General features: G+C 69.9%; 14 protein-coding genes. 11 read left to right on the top strand and 3 right to left on the bottom strand.

Annotated features, from left to right (window positions below):
* Positions 1–56 precede the first annotated feature (56 nt).
* The 6 genes from DEI86_RS08555 to DEI86_RS08530 all read left to right on the top strand — a co-directional run bounded on the left by DEI86_RS08555 (position 57) and on the right by DEI86_RS08530 (position 6438).
* Positions 57–803 (top strand): sugar phosphate isomerase/epimerase, encoded by a 747-nt coding sequence (locus DEI86_RS08555; RefSeq protein WP_111049298.1) that lies wholly within the window; start codon positions 57–59, stop codon positions 801–803.
* Positions 800–1915 (top strand): Gfo/Idh/MocA family protein, encoded by a 1116-nt coding sequence (locus tag DEI86_RS08550; protein ID WP_111009448.1) that lies wholly within the window; start codon positions 800–802, stop codon positions 1913–1915. Before DEI86_RS08555 ends, DEI86_RS08550 begins: the two co-directional genes overlap by 4 nt.
* A 110-nt stretch (positions 1916–2025) precedes the next feature.
* Entirely contained in the window at positions 2026–3342 is a 1317-nt protein-coding gene (locus tag DEI86_RS08545) for an ABC transporter substrate-binding protein (protein ID WP_111049297.1), read from the top strand.
* An 82-nt stretch (positions 3343–3424) separates the two neighbouring features.
* Positions 3425–4420: a carbohydrate ABC transporter permease gene (locus DEI86_RS08540; protein WP_111009450.1), complete on the top strand. Its 996-nt coding sequence runs from the start codon at positions 3425–3427 to the stop codon at positions 4418–4420.
* Entirely contained in the window at positions 4413–5252 is an 840-nt protein-coding gene (locus DEI86_RS08535) for a carbohydrate ABC transporter permease (RefSeq protein WP_111013529.1), read from the top strand. The genes DEI86_RS08540 and DEI86_RS08535 overlap by 8 nt, the downstream gene beginning before the upstream one ends.
* Positions 5253–5424: 172 nt before the next feature.
* Positions 5425–6438: a biopolymer transporter Tol gene (locus tag DEI86_RS08530; protein WP_111049343.1), complete on the top strand. Its 1014-nt coding sequence runs from the start codon at positions 5425–5427 to the stop codon at positions 6436–6438.
* Positions 6439–6529: 91 nt separating this feature from the next.
* Here DEI86_RS08530 and DEI86_RS08525 read toward each other — a convergent pair whose 3' ends face one another.
* The 3 genes from DEI86_RS08525 to DEI86_RS08515 all read right to left on the bottom strand — a co-directional run bounded on the left by DEI86_RS08525 (position 6530) and on the right by DEI86_RS08515 (position 10586).
* Positions 6530–7204, bottom strand: a complete 675-nt coding sequence (locus DEI86_RS08525) for an ABC transporter ATP-binding protein (RefSeq protein ID WP_111013594.1) — start codon at positions 7202–7204, stop codon at positions 6530–6532.
* A 131-nt stretch (positions 7205–7335) separates the two neighbouring features.
* A complete protein-coding gene (locus DEI86_RS08520; protein ID WP_111049296.1) occupies positions 7336–8895 on the bottom strand; it encodes an ABC transporter permease in 1560 nt (519 codons plus the stop codon).
* Positions 8896–9038: 143 nt separating this feature from the next.
* Positions 9039–10586: a bifunctional PIG-L family deacetylase/class I SAM-dependent methyltransferase gene (locus DEI86_RS08515; protein ID WP_181439737.1), complete on the bottom strand. Its 1548-nt coding sequence runs from the start codon at positions 10584–10586 to the stop codon at positions 9039–9041.
* Positions 10587–10785: 199 nt separating this feature from the next.
* Here DEI86_RS08515 and DEI86_RS08510 point away from each other — a divergent pair, with 199 nt between their 5' ends.
* From DEI86_RS08510 to DEI86_RS08490, 5 genes are all read left to right on the top strand, one after another.
* On the top strand, positions 10786–11526 hold the full coding sequence (locus DEI86_RS08510) for a response regulator transcription factor (RefSeq protein WP_111009454.1): 741 nt from the start codon (positions 10786–10788) through the stop codon (positions 11524–11526).
* A 48-nt stretch (positions 11527–11574) separates the two neighbouring features.
* A complete protein-coding gene (locus DEI86_RS08505) occupies positions 11575–13050 on the top strand; it encodes a cell wall metabolism sensor histidine kinase WalK (protein WP_111013526.1) in 1476 nt (491 codons plus the stop codon).
* A gap of 255 nt (positions 13051–13305) precedes the next feature.
* The gene (rplJ, locus tag DEI86_RS08500) at positions 13306–13821 is read left to right on the top strand and encodes a 50S ribosomal protein L10 (protein WP_111009456.1); all 516 of its coding nucleotides are present in this window, start codon (positions 13306–13308) and stop codon (positions 13819–13821) included.
* Between the two features lie 45 nt (positions 13822–13866).
* A complete protein-coding gene (gene rplL, locus DEI86_RS08495) occupies positions 13867–14253 on the top strand; it encodes a 50S ribosomal protein L7/L12 (RefSeq protein WP_111009457.1) in 387 nt (128 codons plus the stop codon).
* A gap of 194 nt (positions 14254–14447) precedes the next feature.
* On the top strand, positions 14448–16358 hold the full coding sequence (locus DEI86_RS08490; protein WP_181439743.1) for an ABC transporter ATP-binding protein: 1911 nt from the start codon (positions 14448–14450) through the stop codon (positions 16356–16358).
* The last annotated feature ends 68 nt before the right edge of the window (positions 16359–16426 follow it).

The following is a 16426-nucleotide window of genomic DNA, read 5'->3' as shown; positions in this document are numbered from 1 at the left end:
CTCGCGGAGGAGGACCGACACCGGCCGGTACCGCACCACTCGACGAGGAGAACCAGGTGACCCCACCGCTTTCGGTCCAGCTCTACACCGTCCGGGACGCCATCGCGACCGATCTACCCGGAACCCTGCGGCGCATCGCCGACATCGGGTTCACGAACATCGAGCTCGCCGGCTACGTCGACCGCGCGGACGAGTACGCCGAGGCGCTGCAGGCCACGGGCCTCACCGCGCCGAGCGGTCACGCTCGCCTCCTCGGCGACGCCGGCCTCGACCTCGATCGCATCCTCAGCGCGAGCGTCACCGTCGGCCTCACCACGCTCATCGACCCGCACATCGACGAGGCGCGCTGGACCACCCGCGAGGACGTCGAGGCGATGGCCCGCGAGCTCGGAGCCGTCGCCGCACGGGCAGCGGACCACGGGTTGGCCCTCGGGTACCACAACCACGCGTTCGAGTTCGAGCACCGCATCGACGGCGTCTCCGCCTACGAGGTGTTCGCGAACGCCCTGCACGACGACGTCGTGCTCGAGCTCGACACGTACTGGTGCCAGGTCGGGGGTGACTCCGCGGTCGAGATCCTCGGCAAGCTCGGTGACAAGGTCCGGTTCCTGCATGTCAAGGACGGTGACGGGACGAAGAACGACAAGGCCCAGGTCGCGGTCGGCAACGGCATCATGCCCGTCCGCGAGATCATCGCTGCGGCGCCGCAGGCCCAGCAGGTCATCGAACTCGACGACCACGAGGGCGACGTGTTCCAGGCCGTCGCCGACAGCCACGCCTTCCTCACGGGGGTCCAGGCATGAGCGCCGCACGCACCGGCCGGGTCGGCGTCGGCGTCATCGGCGCCGGCGTGATCAGCGACCAGTACCTCTCCAACCTCACCGTCTTCCCCGACCTCGAGGTCCTGTTCATCGCGGACATCGACCTGCCGCGTGCGGCGGCACAGGCCGAGAAGTGGAACGTCCCCGGCTCCGGCACGGTCGATGAACTCCTCGCCATCGACGACATCGAGATCGTCGTGAACCTGACCATCCCCGCCGCCCACGTCGAGGTCGCCACCAAGGCACTCGAGGCCGGCAAGCACGTCTGGGGCGAGAAGCCGTACGCCCTCGACCGCGAGAGCGGCCGCGCCCTCGTCGAGGCGGCCCACGCCGCGGGCAAGCGCGTGTGCGTCGCGCCGGACACGTTCCTCGGCGCCGGGCTCCAGACGTCCCTCCGCACCATCGCCGGTGGCGCGATCGGCACGCCCCTCAACGCGTTGACGATCATGCAGAGCCCTGGCCCCGAGTCCTGGCACCCGAGCCCCGAGTTCCTGTTCGCGTTCGGCGGTGGCCCGCTGTTCGACATCGGCCCGTACTACCTCACGACGCTCGTCCAGGTGTTCGGCCCGGTCGCGCAGGTGAGCGCAACCGCGTCGAAGGCCCGCGCCACCCGTGTGATCGGGTCCGGGCCGAAGGCCGGCACGGAGTTCCCGGTCGAGGTCCCGACGCACTACTCGGCGCTCATCGAGTTCGAGAACGGTGGCAGCGCGCAGAGCATCTTCAGCTTCGAGTCGGCCCAGCCGCGTGCCGGGTTCGTCGAGGTCTCGGGCGAGACGGGCACCGTGGTGTTCCCCGACCCGAACATGTTCGACGGGGACACGAAGCTCTGGACCGCCGGCTCCGAGGAGCCCGAGGTCATCCCCGCCACGGGGTCGACCTACACGCGGGGGACCGGCGTCGTCGAGCTCGCTCGCGCGATCCGCGCCGACGTGCCGGAACGCGTCCCCGGTGCGCTGGCGTTCCACGTGCTCGACGTCATGGTCTCGATCGCCGAGGCCGCCGAGCAGCACGGCCCCGTCCGCGTCGAGAGCACGGTGTCCTCGAGTCCCGTCCTCCCCGAGGACTTCGACCCCGCGGCGTCGACGCTCGCCTGACCCCGACCCGCGCGGCCGACACCGACGGCCGCGCGGGCCCCGAACTTCCGTTTCCCTTCTTTTCCCTTCCCGATAGCACCTCCCACTCAACGACGAGAAAGCAGAGAGTCATGCGCACCACATTCCGCGCACTGGCCGTCGCCGCCGCAGGCGCACTGATGGTCACGGGCCTCGCGGCCTGTTCCTCCTCCGGTTCATCCGGATCCTCCAGCAGCGACGGCAAGACGCTCACCTACTGGGCGAGCAACCAGGGCACGAGCCTCCAGAACGACAAGGAGGTGCTCACGCCGGAGCTGGCCAAGTTCACCAAGCAGACCGGGATCAAGGTGAACCTCCAGGTCATCGGGTGGAACGACCTGCAGAACAAGATCCAGACCGCGGTCACGAGTGGCCAGGGCCCGGACGTGGTCAACATCGGCAACACCTGGGCGACCTCGCTCCAGGCCACCGGCGCGTTCATGCCGTTCGACAGCTCGGCGATGAAGGCGATCGGCGGCTCGGACAAGTTCGGCAAGGTGCCGCTGTCCACCGGTGGTGCCCCCGGCAAGACCGTGACGAGCGTCCCGCTCTACGGCCTCGCCTACGGCCTCTTCTACAACAAGGCCATGTTCGCCGCCGCCGGTCTCAAGCCGCCGACGACGTGGGAGGAACTGACGAGCGACGCGCAGAAGCTCACCGACCCGGCCAAGGGTCAGTACGGGTTCTCCCTCGCCGCGGGTTCCTACACCGAGAACGCGCACTTCGCGTTCATCAACTCGGCGCAGAACGGTGGCCAGTGGTTCAACAGCAAGGGTGACCCGACGTTCACCTCGACCGCGAACGTCAACGGCATCAAGCGGTACCTCGACCTGATGCAGACCCAGAAGGCCGTGAACACCTCGAACGCCCAGTACGACAACGCGACGCAGTCGACGTCGGACTTCGCCAAGGGCAAGGCGGCGATGATCCTCAACCAGAACAACGCCGACGCCACCATCCAGTCGAACGGCATGTCCGCCGACAAGTACGGTGTGGTGCCCTTCCCGGCGCCGACGGGTGCGAAGCAGATCGCGAGCTTCCCGGCCGGTATCAACCTGTCCATCTTCAAGAACACGAAGAACAAGGACGGCGCGCTCAAGTTCGTCAAGTTCATGACGAGCGAGAGCACCCAGGCGACCCTCGACAAGCCGTACGCGGCCCTGCCGGTGCTCAAGAGCGCCGCGAACGCGACGGACCTGTCCGCCGAGACGAAGACGTTCCTCAACATCTACAACACGATGGCGAAGCCGCTGCCGCTGGTGCCGGCCGAGGACCAGTACGAGTCCACCGTGGGCAAGTCGATGAACGACATGTTCGCCAAGATCGCCACCGGCAGCACGGTGTCGACGAGCCAGATCAAGTCGGCGCTGCAGACCGCGCAGGACCAGGTGTCCCAGGCCAACGGCTGATCCCGACGGCGCCCCGGGCGATGGTGCCATCGCCCGGGGCGCCGCCCCTTCCCATCCCTGCACCCGCCGGAAGGTGATCCACATGTCAACGACGGTCCTCCCCGAGTCGTCCCGAGCTGCGGAGCTGACGACCGACTCACGGTCCACGCTCGCGAACAAGCCGCCCAAGCGGCGCCGTCACGGGCAGTGGCTGCCGTACGTGCTCCTGGCTCCCGCGATCCTGTTCGAGCTGCTCATCCACATCGTCCCGATGCTCACCGGCATCTGGATCAGCCTCGTCCAGCTCACCAAGTACTTCATCGCCAACTGGTCGAGCGCACCGTGGGCGGGCCTGCACAACTACAGCGTCGCGCTCGACTTCAACCAGGCGATCGGCAAGAGCCTGCTCAACTCGTTCCTGGTGACGTGCGGGTTCACCGTCCTGGTGGTCGGGTTCGCGTGGGTCCTCGGCATGGCCGCGGCGGTCGCCCTGCAGCGCGAGTTCCGCGGACGCTCCCTGTTCCGCACGCTGTTCCTGGTGCCCTACGCGCTGCCCCTCTACGCCGGCATCATCGCCTGGAAGTTCATGTTCCAGCGCGACACCGGCGCGATCAACCACATCCTCGTCGACCAGCTGCACCTCATGGCGCACGGTCCGTTCTGGCTGATCGGCAACAACGCGTTCGTCGCGATCGTGATCGTCGCCATCTGGCGGCTGTGGCCGTTCGCGTTCCTCATGCTCATGGCAGGCCTGCAGTCGATCCCGCAGGACGTCTACGAGGCGAGCTCGGTGGACGGCGCCAAGCCGTTCCGGCAGTGGCGCAGCATCACCCTGCCGATGGTGCGGTCGGTCAACGTCACCCTGGTCCTCGTGATGTTCCTCTGGACGTTCAACGACTTCAACACGCCCTACGTGCTGTTCGGCTCGACCGCGCAGCCGCCGGCCGCGGACCTCATCTCGTTCCACATCTACAACGCCTCGTTCATCACGTGGAACTTCGGCTCCGGTGCCGCGATGAGCGTGCTGCTGTTGCTGTTCCTGCTCATCGTCACGAGCGCCTACCTGCTCTTCACCAACCGGAGGTCCCAGCGTGCGTGAGACAACTGGCTCCAAGACGTTCCGCGTCATCGTCATCGTCCTGCTGTCGATCTTCACGATCGTGCCCCTGTACGTCATGATCACCTCGGCCCTCAAGCCGCTCGGTGACGTGCAGGGCGCGTTCACGTGGATCCCGACACACCTCACCTTCCAGCCGTTCATCGACATCTGGACCACGGTGCCGCTGGCGACCTACTTCGTGAACAGCCTTGTCGTCTGCTCGATCGCGACGCTGTTCTCGCTCGCCATCGCGATCTTCGCCGCCTACGCGGTGTCGCGGTGGACGTTCCGCGGTCGCAGCACGTTCACCACCTCGATCCTGGCGACCCAGATGTTCCCCGGCGTGCTGTTCCTGCTGCCGCTGTACCTCATCTTCGTCAACCTGGACCAGCTGCTCGGCATCCAGCTCGTCGGCACCCAGCTCGGCCTGATCATCACGTACCTGACGTTCGTGCTGCCGTTCTCGATCTGGATGCTCGCCGGCTACTTCGAGACCATCCCGCGCGATCTCGACGAGGCCGCCATGGTGGACGGGTCGGGTCCGCTCGGGGCGTTGTTCCGGGTGATCCTGCCGGCCGCGCGACCGGGCATCGTGGCCGTCGCGATCTACTCGTTCATGACGAGCTGGGGTGAGGTGCTGTTCGCGTCCGTCCTGACGAACGGGAACTCGCAGACCCTCGCCGTGGGCCTGCAGCAGTACTCGACCCAGACGAACGTGTACTGGAACCAGATCATGGCCGCCTCGCTCGTGGTCAGCATCCCGGTCGTCGTCGCGTTCCTCATCGTCCAGCGGCAGTTCGTCGCCGGTCTGACCGCAGGCGCCGTCAAGTAGGGACGAGCCACTCGCGGAGGGACGGTGCGGGTCGGACCCGCACCGTCCCTCCCGGCACGGTCGCCCCGTCGCTGGCGCGACGGTCCGGAGCCGGCGGGACAGACCGACCTGTCTCCGCACGGCGCGTCCGAGCAACCGACGGACGGCGGCGGACCAGGAGAGGATGGAGACCATGAGCGACGACAGCACGAGTGAGCCGCGCGGGCGGCAGCTGCGGCCCGGACAGACGAGCCGGGTGCACGTGGTCGACGTGACGACCGGCGAGGACCGCGTCGTGTTCGTGAGTGACCGCGTGCTCGTCGAGGCGCCGAACGTGTGGATCGACCGGGCGGGGACCTCGGACGAACGGCTCGTGCTCAACGGCGACGGCGACCTCTTCACGCTCCCCGTGCCGCGGACCGGCGTGGTCCTCGACGAGAACGACCTGGCGCGGGTCCCGATGGACGGTGTCCCGGAGATCAACAACGACCACGTGCTCGATCCGTCCGGCACCTCGATCGTGGTCTCCGCCCGCGACGGCGACCTCTACCGCGTCGCACTGCCCGAGGGCACCGCGGCCGAGCCTGCCGAGCGCATCACCGACGCCGCCGCCGCGCCGGTCCGCCGCAAGTTCTACCTGCACGGCATCGCGCCCGACGGGTCCTCGCTCGCGGCGATCGTCGGCGAGCTGTCGGACGACGGCGTGTGGTCGACGGACGTCGCGCTCGTGGACCCGGCGACCGGCGAGCCGACGTTCGTGACGCGCGACGAGCACGCCGACGACGGCGTGGTGTTCGCCCCGGACGGGTCCGCCCTGCTCTGGAACTCCGAACGATGGGAGCCCGAGCCCGGGCACGCGCAGCTGACACGGTTGCGACTCGACGGGGTGCCGGACAGCACCGCGGAGGACCCCGCGCTGACGGAACGAGCGGAGCAACTGACGCACGACGAGCGCGTGAACTGGTTCCCCCACCCGTCCCCGGACGGCCGGCACCTGCTGTACCTGGCGTACCCGACGGGCACCCAGGGGCACCCGGCCGACCGCGACGTCGAACTCCGGATGCTCCCCGGCGACGCCGTGCTCGGGACCACGACCGAGGCTCCGCGGACCGTCGCCATGATGCAGGGTGGCCAGGGAACGGTGAACGTGCCGCCGTGGGCGCCGAGCTCGACGTGGTTCGCCTACTGCGACTACCCAGTCGACTGACCCGCGTCGAGATCACACGACACGCCGCCTCCCGTCGTGGGGAAGCGGCGTGTCGTGGGATCTCGGCGCAGATGCCGTGCGTGCGGGACGGTCAGATGTCGCGCACCTGGCCGTTCTTGATGTGCAGACGGCGCTCGGCGCGGCGGGCGACCCACGAGTCGTGCGTCACGATGACGACCGTCAGGCCGCGGTCCTTCCACTGACCCTCGATGATCGACATGATCTCGTCACGGGTGCCCTCGTCGAGTGCCCCCGTCGGTTCGTCCGCCAGGAGCACCTTCGGGTTCTTGACCAGCGCCCGGGCGATCGCGACACGCTGCTGCTGGCCGCCGGACAGCTCGGCGGGCAGGTGCTCGAGGCGCTCGCCCAGTCCGACCGACTCGAGCGCCGCGGTCGCGCTCCGGGTGATCTCGTCACGTGACGACCGGGCGAGCGACCCCGCGAACGCCGTCTCGACGTTCTCGCGGGCGGTCAGCGTCGGGATGAGGTTGAAGGACTGGAACACGAACCCGATCTCGGATGCCCGGATCTCGGTGAGGGCGCCGTCGCCGAGCTTGGCGATGTCCCGGTCGCCGAGCACGACGGACCCGGACGTGGGTCGGTCGAGCGCGCCGAGCATCTGCAGCAGCGTCGACTTGCCGCCGCCGGTCGGACCCTGGATCGCGACGAGCTGGCCGGTCGGGATCTCGAGGTCGACCCCGGCCAGGGCGGTGACCTTCTTGTTCTTCTGGGCGTAGGTCTTGCCGACGCCGCTCAGCTGGTACATCGGGCGGTTCCCGCTGGCCGGTGCTGCGGCGGGTGCGATGGTCGAGACGCGGTCCGTGGTGGACATCGGTGCTCCTGACTGGTCGGTGGCGCTCGGGATCCGAGAGGGGTTCGAGGACGTGTCGGTGGGCATCAGGCGACGCTCCGGAGTGCTTCTGCCGGGCGGAGCCGGGAGGCCCGCCAGCCGCCGAGGACACCGGCGAGCAGCCCGCCGAGGATCGCCAGACCGATCGCGACGAGGATGATCTCGACGGTGACGGGGGCGTGCAGCACGACGTCGGTGGTCGAGGCCGTCTGTCCGCCGCCGAAGCCCCCCGCCCCGCCGAACCCACCCGAGGTCGCACCGGATCCGCTCGTGCCGGCGTTCGGCGCGCCGGTTGCGGCGGCCCCGGGGAACCCGCCGCCGCTGCCGGGGGCGCCACGGGCCCCGTTCGTGCCGGTGCTGGAGGCGCTGGCGGAGATGGTGGGGGCGATGACGTCGATGACGAGGATGCCGACCAGGCCCGCGACGGCTCCGACGACGCCGCCGATGATGCCCTGGACGAACGACTCCCCGGCGACCTGCCGCGTGATGCGGCCGTTGGACCAGCCGATGGCCTTCAGGGTGCCGAACTCGCGGGTGCGGCGGCTCACGCCGGAGATCGTGAACAGGATGGCGATGAGGAACGCGGCGGCGAGGACCACGATCGACAGCCAGGTGCCGAGGTTCGACACGAGGCTCGACGCGGTCGAGAGGGACCCGGACACGCTCGATGCGAGGTCGGCCTCGGTGGAGACGGTCGCCTTGGTGAGCTTCTTCTCGAGCGCGGTCTTGATGCTGCTGACGTTCGAGGACGAGGCCGCGGAGACGTAGACCGAGGTCACCTTGCCGGTCTCACCGGACAGCTCCTGTGCGGTGTCGAGCGGGATGTACATGTCCGATGCGGTGCTCGAGGACGAACTCGTCGACGCGACGATGCCGACCACGGTGAACGTCGTGTCGCCGATGGTGATGGTGTCGCCGACGGTCTTCGACTCGGTCTTCGCGTACGTCGTGTCGAGCACGACGACGTCCTTCCCGGCGTCGGAAGCCCTGAGCGCCCGACCCTTCGTCACCTCGGCGCTCGTCAGCGGGCCGACCGTGCTGCTGCTCGTCGGGATGCCCGTGACCGTGAACTCGTCGATGCTGAAGTTCCCACCGCCGAACCCGCCGCCCTGACCGCCCGTCGGCGCCTGACGCGTGCCGGACGAGCCGGACGAGCCCGACGTGCCGGAGGACGAGTCCTGTCGCTGGGCGATGGAACCCGAGAACGTGCTGTTCGTGAGGTTCAGCACCCCGGACGCGGCGGACACGCCGGCCGTGGAGGTGACCGTCGTCACGGTGCTGTCCGACATGGCGGTGGTGCCGCGGGTGACCGACAGCCGCGACTTCGACAGCTTCGTGGTGCCGTCGCTGCCGGTGGCACCGCCGCTCTGGCCGAAGCCGAAGCTCGGGCGGCCGCCGTCCGTGGTGGCGCTCGCGGTCTGGGTGACCGTGATGTCGGTGCCGACGCCGTACACGGACTGCAACACAGTGGACTGCGCTGCCTTCACGCCGCTCGAGATCGACGACACGATGATCACGAGCGCGATGGCCAACGCCATCCCGATCGCGATGATCACGGTCTGCTTCTTGCGGTTCGTGAGCTCGCGCCTGAGGTAGGTCAGGAACATGGTTCTCCTCGCAGGGGCCGGCGGGGAACACCGTCATGCTGTCGCAGGACGGGGCCGACGAGGAGACCGTAGGGAGGGGTGCTGTGCGCGGAGTTGCCCGCTCCTATGGGATTCCCCAGTGCGGTCGACCTCGGCTCAGCACCTCACCGGACGAGACCGGACGCCTGCGCGACCGAGGGGACGGCCGGGCCGGGGAACACGTCGAGGACGAAGTCGTCCTCCTCGTGGTGCACGAGCGGTGACCGGGGCCAGCGCGCGCGGAGGCGGGCGTGCACGGCGTCGCCGTCGAGCGCAGCGTCGCCGATCGGGTGGCGCCAGTGGCATGCGACGAGGACCCCGTCTGGGTCGAGGGACCGGAACACCCGCTCGACCGTCGTTCCGAGGTCGGCGGCGCTCAGGTCGTGGCCGACCTCGGACAGCACGACGAGGTCGAAGCGCCCGTCCGGCCACTCCTGGGGGACGGTCATGCGGAGGAACGTCGCGCGCGGTGCCGTGCGGCGGGCCTGCTCGAGGGGTGCCCGTGCCATGTCGACGCCGAGCACCGCGTCCGTCCGCTCCGTGAGCTCACGGGTGAGGAACCCCGTCGCGCAGCCGATCTCGAGCGCGGACCGCCAGCGCTCGCGCGGGAGCGCCGCCATCGTGACGGCCCGCTTCCGGCGCTCGTACCAGTCGTGCTCGAAGTCCCGGCCGTCCGGTCGGCGCGCGGAGTGCGCCTCGGAGGACGCGCGGGTCCGCGAGCCGGACCCGTCCGGCGACGGCTGGTCCGCCGGTCCGGCCTCGCCCCCGCCCGGTGCGGGGGTCGTCCTGGGGTCCTCCTCGACCGGTGCTGCCGTGGTTCCGGGCTCCTCCTCGGCGGGTGCTGCCGTGGTTCCGGGCTCCTCCTCGGCGGGTGCTGCCGTCGTTCCGGGCTCCTCGATGCTCGGCCGCTCGGTGGCGGCGATGCGGAAGAAGACCTCCTCCGCGCGCGTGAAGTGCTCGAGGTGACGGAGGTCGACGATCGCCTCGTCGCCCGGGGCGTCCGAGAGCGCGCCGACCTGCGACGCGTACATCGTGAGCGCGATGAACTTCCGCTCACGCAGCGCGGGCGGGACCGGGAGGGCCGTGACACGGTCCCACGGACCGCTCGCCGACGCGGGGTCGTCCCAGTGCCACATCCAGATCGGGTACTCGACGAGCGTCACGCCGTCGTGGGCGGCGGCGGCCTCCTCGGCCACCTCGCCCGCGGCGCGGTGGTCGCGGTCACCGTCACCCGTCCACGGCGCCGCGAGGAGGGTCGGGGTCGGCATGCCCGCGAGGACGTGGTCGAGCGCGTCACGCAACGTCGAGCGGTGCTCGCGGAGCTCGCCGTCCGGCAGGCGGACGCGGGTGGCGCGGATGTCCGGCTGGAGCACCTGGAGCGCCGTCGCGAACTCGGACTCGCGGAGCGCGGCGAGCCGCTCGGGCGTGGTCGTCGGGGAGTCCGGGTGCGACCGCTCGCCGCGCGTGGCGAGCAGGACCCGTGCCGGCAACCCGAGTTCGGCGGCCGTCGCCAGCAGCCCCCCGGCGGCGAGGGTCTCGTCGTCCGGGTGGGGTGCGAGCACCACGACCGACGCGATCCCGTCGAGGTCGAGCCGCTCCGTCGTCCGCTCCGCGAGGAACGTCGTCCACGACGCGGGGTCGGTGCCGGGCTCCCGGTGGTCGAAGCTCACCATGTCAGTCCTCCTCGGTCGTGTCGGACGGGTGGTGCGCGGACGGCGCGGCGGTCGGGTGGAGCACCCTGCCACCGTACGCACGGAGGAGCGGCTGCGCCGCCGCCCGATAGATGTCGGGGATGCCGACGCCATCGCATCCACAGGCGGTCCTCCGGTCCTCCTCAGACCGCTCATAGGCGAGTCCAGATACTCGGAAGACGTGACCATCTCCCAGCCCTCAGCCGCTCCCCGTCTCACCCGTGCCGACGGCTCGCCGTTGCGCATCCTCGTCGTCGACGACGAGTCCAGCCTGACCGACCTGCTCTCCATGGCCCTGCGGTACGAGGGATGGGACGTCACGAGCGCGAACGGCGGTCAGGACGCCCTGGCCAAGGCCCGCGAGTTCCGGCCGGACGCGATGGTGCTCGACGTGATGATGCCGGACCTCGACGGCCTCCAGGTCCTCAACCGACTCCGGCAGAACAACGACGACACCCCCGTCCTCTTCCTCACCGCGAAGGACAGCGTCGAGGACCGGGTGAGCGGGCTCACGGCGGGCGGCGACGACTACGTCACGAAGCCGTTCAGCCTGGAGGAGGTCGTGGCGCGGCTCCGCGGACTGATCCGACGGTCGCAGATCAGCATCGCCGAGGCCGGTGACTCCACGATCACCGTCGGCGACCTCGTGCTCGACGAGGAGTCGTACGAGGTGCACCGTGCCGGTCGGTCGATCGAACTGACAGCCACCGAGTTCGAGCTCCTCCGCTTCCTCATGCGGAACCCGCGACGCGTGCTCTCGAAGGCACAGATCCTCGACCGCGTCTGGAGCTACGACTTCGGTGGCAAGTCGAGCGTGGTCGAGATCTACATCTCGTACCTGCGCAAGAAGATCGACGCGGGCGAGACGCCGATGATCCACACGGTCCGCGGCGTCGGCTACGTCATCAAGCCGACGTCCTGACCGACGGGTGACCACGCCCGGACCGCCCCGACGAAGGCACCTCCACCCATGACGCTCCGTCGACGCCTCGTGCTCAGCATCGTCGCCCTCGTCGTCGCCGTGAGCGCGGTGATCGGCGCGGGCAGCATCATCGCGCTCGCGACCATCCAGACGACGAGCATCGACTCGCAGATCGAACACGCGACGGACCGGGCGCAGAGCCACCTGAACCAGGGCGGCGGCGGATTCGGAGGCGCGCCTCCCGACGACCTCGCCCGACCGGCGGGTCAAGCGGCCGGCACGCTCACGGCCGTGTACCTCAACGGGAACCGTGTCTTCAGCACGATCATCCAGGAGAGCGGCTCCATCAAGCAGCTCACCGCGGGCCAGGCGCAGACGCTCGCGCAGGCGACCGTGGGGAACGGGGCGCAGACCGTGCACCTCGGGGGCAGCGTCGGTGACTACCGGGTCGCCGCGGTCGCGACCACGAACGGCGTGCTCGTCGTCGGCCTGCCGATGGCCCCGGTCTACGCGAGCATCTGGAACCTCATCTGGGTGGTCGTCGTCGTGATGGTCGTCGCGCTCGTCGCCGCGAGCCTCGTCGCCACGTACGCCGTCCGCCGTTCCCTGCGCCCGCTCGAACGCGTCGCCGAGACCGCGACGACGGTCGCGCGCCTGCCCCTCGTCCGGGGCGACCAGCTCGCCGACGTGCGGGTGCCGCAGCAGGACACCGACCCGCGGACCGAGGTCGGGCGCGTCGGCACCGCCTTCAACCGCATGCTCGGCCACATCGGCGACGCCATGCGTGCCCGTGAGGCCAGCGAGGACAAGGTCCGGCAATTCGTCGCCGACGCGTCGCACGAGCTCCGGACCCCGTTGGCCTCCATCCGCGGGTACGCCGAACTGACGCGGCGCATGTCCGTCGACCTGCCCGACGACGTCGTGTACGCCATGAGTCGCGTGGAGGCCGAGTCCGTCCGGATGACCGGGATGGTCGAGGACCTGCTGCTGCTCGCCCGACTCGACGAAGGGCGCGAGATCCAGTTCGACGACGTCGACCTGACCGGGCTCGTCCTCGACGCCGTGAACGACGCGCACGCCGCCAGTCCCGGCCATCTCATCGACGTGGACGTGCCGGACGAGCCCGTCGTGGTGCTCGGCGACGCCGCACGGTTGCACCAGGTGGTCGTCAACCTCGTCACGAACGCCCGCACGCACACCCCGGACGGCACCCGGATCACGGTCGGGATCGCGACCGGTCCGGAGGGGGTGGACCTGACCGTCCGGGACACCGGACAGGGAATCGACCCCGCGTTCCTGCCGAAGATGTTCGAGCGGTTCGCGCGTGCCGACAGCTCGCGGAGCCGGACCGCCGGATCGACCGGCCTCGGGCTCGCGATCGTCGACGCGGTCGTCCAGGCCCACGGCGGCGTCGTGTCCGTCCGGAGTGTCCCGGGCGACACGGTGTTCACGGTCCGTCTGCCGGCGGTGCCGTCGCGCCCGGACGACCTGCGCCGATCGGGAGTCGCCGCGTCGGGCGCGTGAGCGGTCGTCCGCCGGTTGTGGCCCTGCGGCGGGACTGGTACGCTTCCGGAAGCCAAAGACCGCCGGTTGCCGCCGTGCCTGCACAGTTCCCACTGTCGCTGGTGTGGTGGCCGAAGGTCCTCGTCCGACGAGGCAGCCCGCGCAGGTGTTCCGAACCGCTCACACGCCTCGCGTGGGTCCAGCTCCGAGCCTCTGCGCCGGAGCTTTTTTCGTGTTCGGGACCGGGGGCTGCCGGCACAGACCCTAAGGAGAGCCATGGCGAACAAGGAAGCTGCGGTCGCCGAGCTGTCGGATCACTTCCGCAACTCGAACGCCGTCCTGCTGACCGAGTACCGCGGTCTCACGGTTGCCCAGCTCAAGCAGCTGCGGACTGACATCCGCGAGCACGCCACGTACGCCGTGGTGAAGAACACGCTCACGAAGATCGCTGCCAACGAGGCGGGCATCTCGTCGTTCGACGACGAGCTGGCCGGTCCGTCCGCGATCGCCTTCGTGCACGGTGACACCGTCGCCGTCGCGAAGTCGCTGCGTGCATTCGCCAAGGCGAACCCTCAGCTCGTGGTCAAGGGGGGGTACTTCGACGGTAACCCCCTGACCGCTTCTGAGGTGGACAAGCTCGCCGACCTCGAGTCGCGGGAGGTGCTGCTCGGCAAGCTGGCCGGCGCCTTCAAGGCATCGCTGTTCGGCGCCGCGTACCTGTTCAACGCGCCCCTCTCGCAGGCCGTCCGCACCGTCGAGGCACTGCGCGAGAAGCAGGAGTCCGCAGCCTGATCGGGCCTGCGGTAGACAACCACACCACGTAGCAAGGAGAGAACAATGGCCAAGCTGTCCCAGGACGAGCTCATCGACGCCTTCAAGGAGCTCACGCTCATCGAGCTCTCGGACTTCGTCAAGAAGTTCGAGGAGGTCTTCGAGGTCACCGCCGCCGCTCCCGTCGCCGTCGCCGCCGCTGGTGGCGCGGGCGCCGCCCCGGCCGAGGAGGTCGAGGAGAAGACGGAGTTCGACGTCGTGCTCGAGTCCGCCGGCGACAAGAAGATCCAGGTCATCAAGGAGGTGCGCGCCCTCACGAGCCTCGGCCTCGGCGAGGCGAAGGCGCTCGTCGACGGTGCCCCCGCGAACGTCCTCGAGGGCGTCAACAAGGAGACCGCCGACAAGGCCGCCGACCAGCTCAAGGGCGCCGGCGCGACCGTCACGGTCAAGTAAGACCCGTCGGTACCGCTCGCACGGAGGCCGTCGTCCCCTCGGGGACGGCGGCCTCCGTCGTTCCCGGGCGATGCACCGCCCGTCGTCGCCGGGCGCCACGACGCGCACGCTCACCGACGGTGCGACGGCGCCCGTCCGCGTCGGCGCGCGCGACTACCCTGGACCCTCATGACGAGGATCGCGCCATGAGCCGGATGGACGCCGTCGCCGGCGGCGGTGGCATGCGGGGCGGCGGCGGGGGCGGACCCATGCGCGGCAACCGGATCTCGAGCGGCGACCCGGACGCCCAGCGGGCCATGAACGCGGCAGCGCCGAAGATCCCCGACCTGCTCGGTCGCATCGCGGGGCTGTTCCGGCCGCATCGGACGGCGATCATCGGGACCGTCGTGCTCGTGCTCCTCGGGGCGGCGCTCAGCGTGATCCCGCCGCTGCTCACCCAGAAGGCGTTCGACCTCGGGCTCTTCCCCCGGTCCGGACATCCCGACCTGCCCGTGCTCGGATGGCTCGTCGCGGGCATGGTCGCGCTGTGGATCGCGTCGGCGGGGCTCGGCGTCTGGCAGACCTACCTGACCGCGACCGTCGGCAACCGGGTGATGGGTGCTATGCGCACGCAGCTGTTCGGTCACCTGCAGCGCATGGAACTCGCGTTCTTCACACGCACGAAGACCGGTGTCATCCAGTCGCGCCTCCAGAACGACGTCGGTGGGGTCGCGAGCGTCCTCAACAACACCATCTCGTCCGTCCTCGGCAACACCGTGACCGTGATCGCCGCCGTCGTCGCGATGGTGCTGCTCAGTTGGCAGATGACGATCGTCGCGGTCGTGCTCCTGCCGCTGCTGGTGATCGCGCAGCGTCGCGTCGGCCGGGTCCGCGCCCGCATCGCCGCCGAGACGCAGGAGTCCCTGTCGGACATGACGGCGATCACGCAGGAGGCCCTGAGCGTGTCGGGCATCCTGCTCGCCAAGAGCTTCAACCGCCAGGGCGCCGAGATCGACCGGTACGAGGCCGAGAACCGCAACCAGATCCGCCTGCAGGTACGTCAGCAGATGTCCGGGCAGTGGTTCTTCGCGATCGTGCAGATCTTCCTGTCCGTGATCCCGGCGATCATCTACCTCGTCGCGGCCTGGCTCATCGTCGGTGGTGTGCCCGTCACCGCCGGGACGATCGTCGCGTTCACCACCGTGCAGTCGCGGCTCTTGTTCCCGACGGTCGGGTTGCTCCGCGTCGTGCTCGACCTGCAGACGTCCGGGGCGCTGTTCGCGCGCATCTTCGAGTACCTCGACCTGCGGCCGGCCATCACCGACCCGGCGGATCCCGTTCCCGTGGACGAGTCGCGGATCGGCGCGCTCGCGTTCGAGGACGTCACGTTCGTCTACCCGGACGGCGACCCGGACGAGCCGACGCTCCGTGGGCTGTCGTTCGACCTCGAGCCCGGACGTTTCGCCGCGTTCGTCGGACCGTCCGGCGCCGGCAAGACCACGATCTCGTACCTCGTGCCCCGGTTGTACGACGCGACGACGGGCACCGTCCGGTTCGCTGGCACCGACGTCCGCGCGATCGCGCAGGACGACCTGGTGCGGCACGTCGGCGTCGTGAGCCAGGAGACCTACCTGTTCCACGCGACGATCGCCGAGAACCTCCGCTACGCCAAGCCGGACGCGACCGACGACGAGCTCCGCGCGGCCGCCCGTGCCTCCAACATCGACGCGACGATCCAGTCGTTCCCCGACGGCTACGCGACCGTCGTGGGGGAGCGCGGCTACCGACTCTCCGGCGGCGAGAAGCAGCGCATCGCGATCGCGCGCGTCCTGCTCAAGGACCCGCCGGTGCTCGTGCTCGACGAGGCGACGAGCGCGCTCGACTCCATCTCGGAGCGGGTGGTGCAGGACGCCCTGGACGCGGCCGCGCGTGGTCGGACGACGATCGCGATCGCGCACCGGTTGTCCACCGTGCGGGACGCCGACGTCATCTTCGTCGTCGACCACGGCCGGATCGTCGAGCGCGGCGACCACGAGGAGCTCCTGGCACTCGGCGGTGTCTACGCGGCGCTGCACCGTCAGCAGAACGAGCCGGTGGTCGCCGCTGCCCAGGGCGTCGAGGCCTGAACGCAGGGCCTCGGGAGGAGCGGCGCCGCGGGAGACCCGTGCGACGTCCGCTGCCGGGGGCGTTCGCC

The sequence above is a fragment of the Curtobacterium sp. MCBD17_028 genome (genome assembly GCF_003234875.1).
In the GTDB taxonomy this organism is placed as follows: domain Bacteria; phylum Actinomycetota; class Actinomycetes; order Actinomycetales; family Microbacteriaceae; genus Curtobacterium.
Note: the sequence above shows the minus strand (reverse complement) of the source record. Positions and strands in the feature narration are given on the sequence as shown.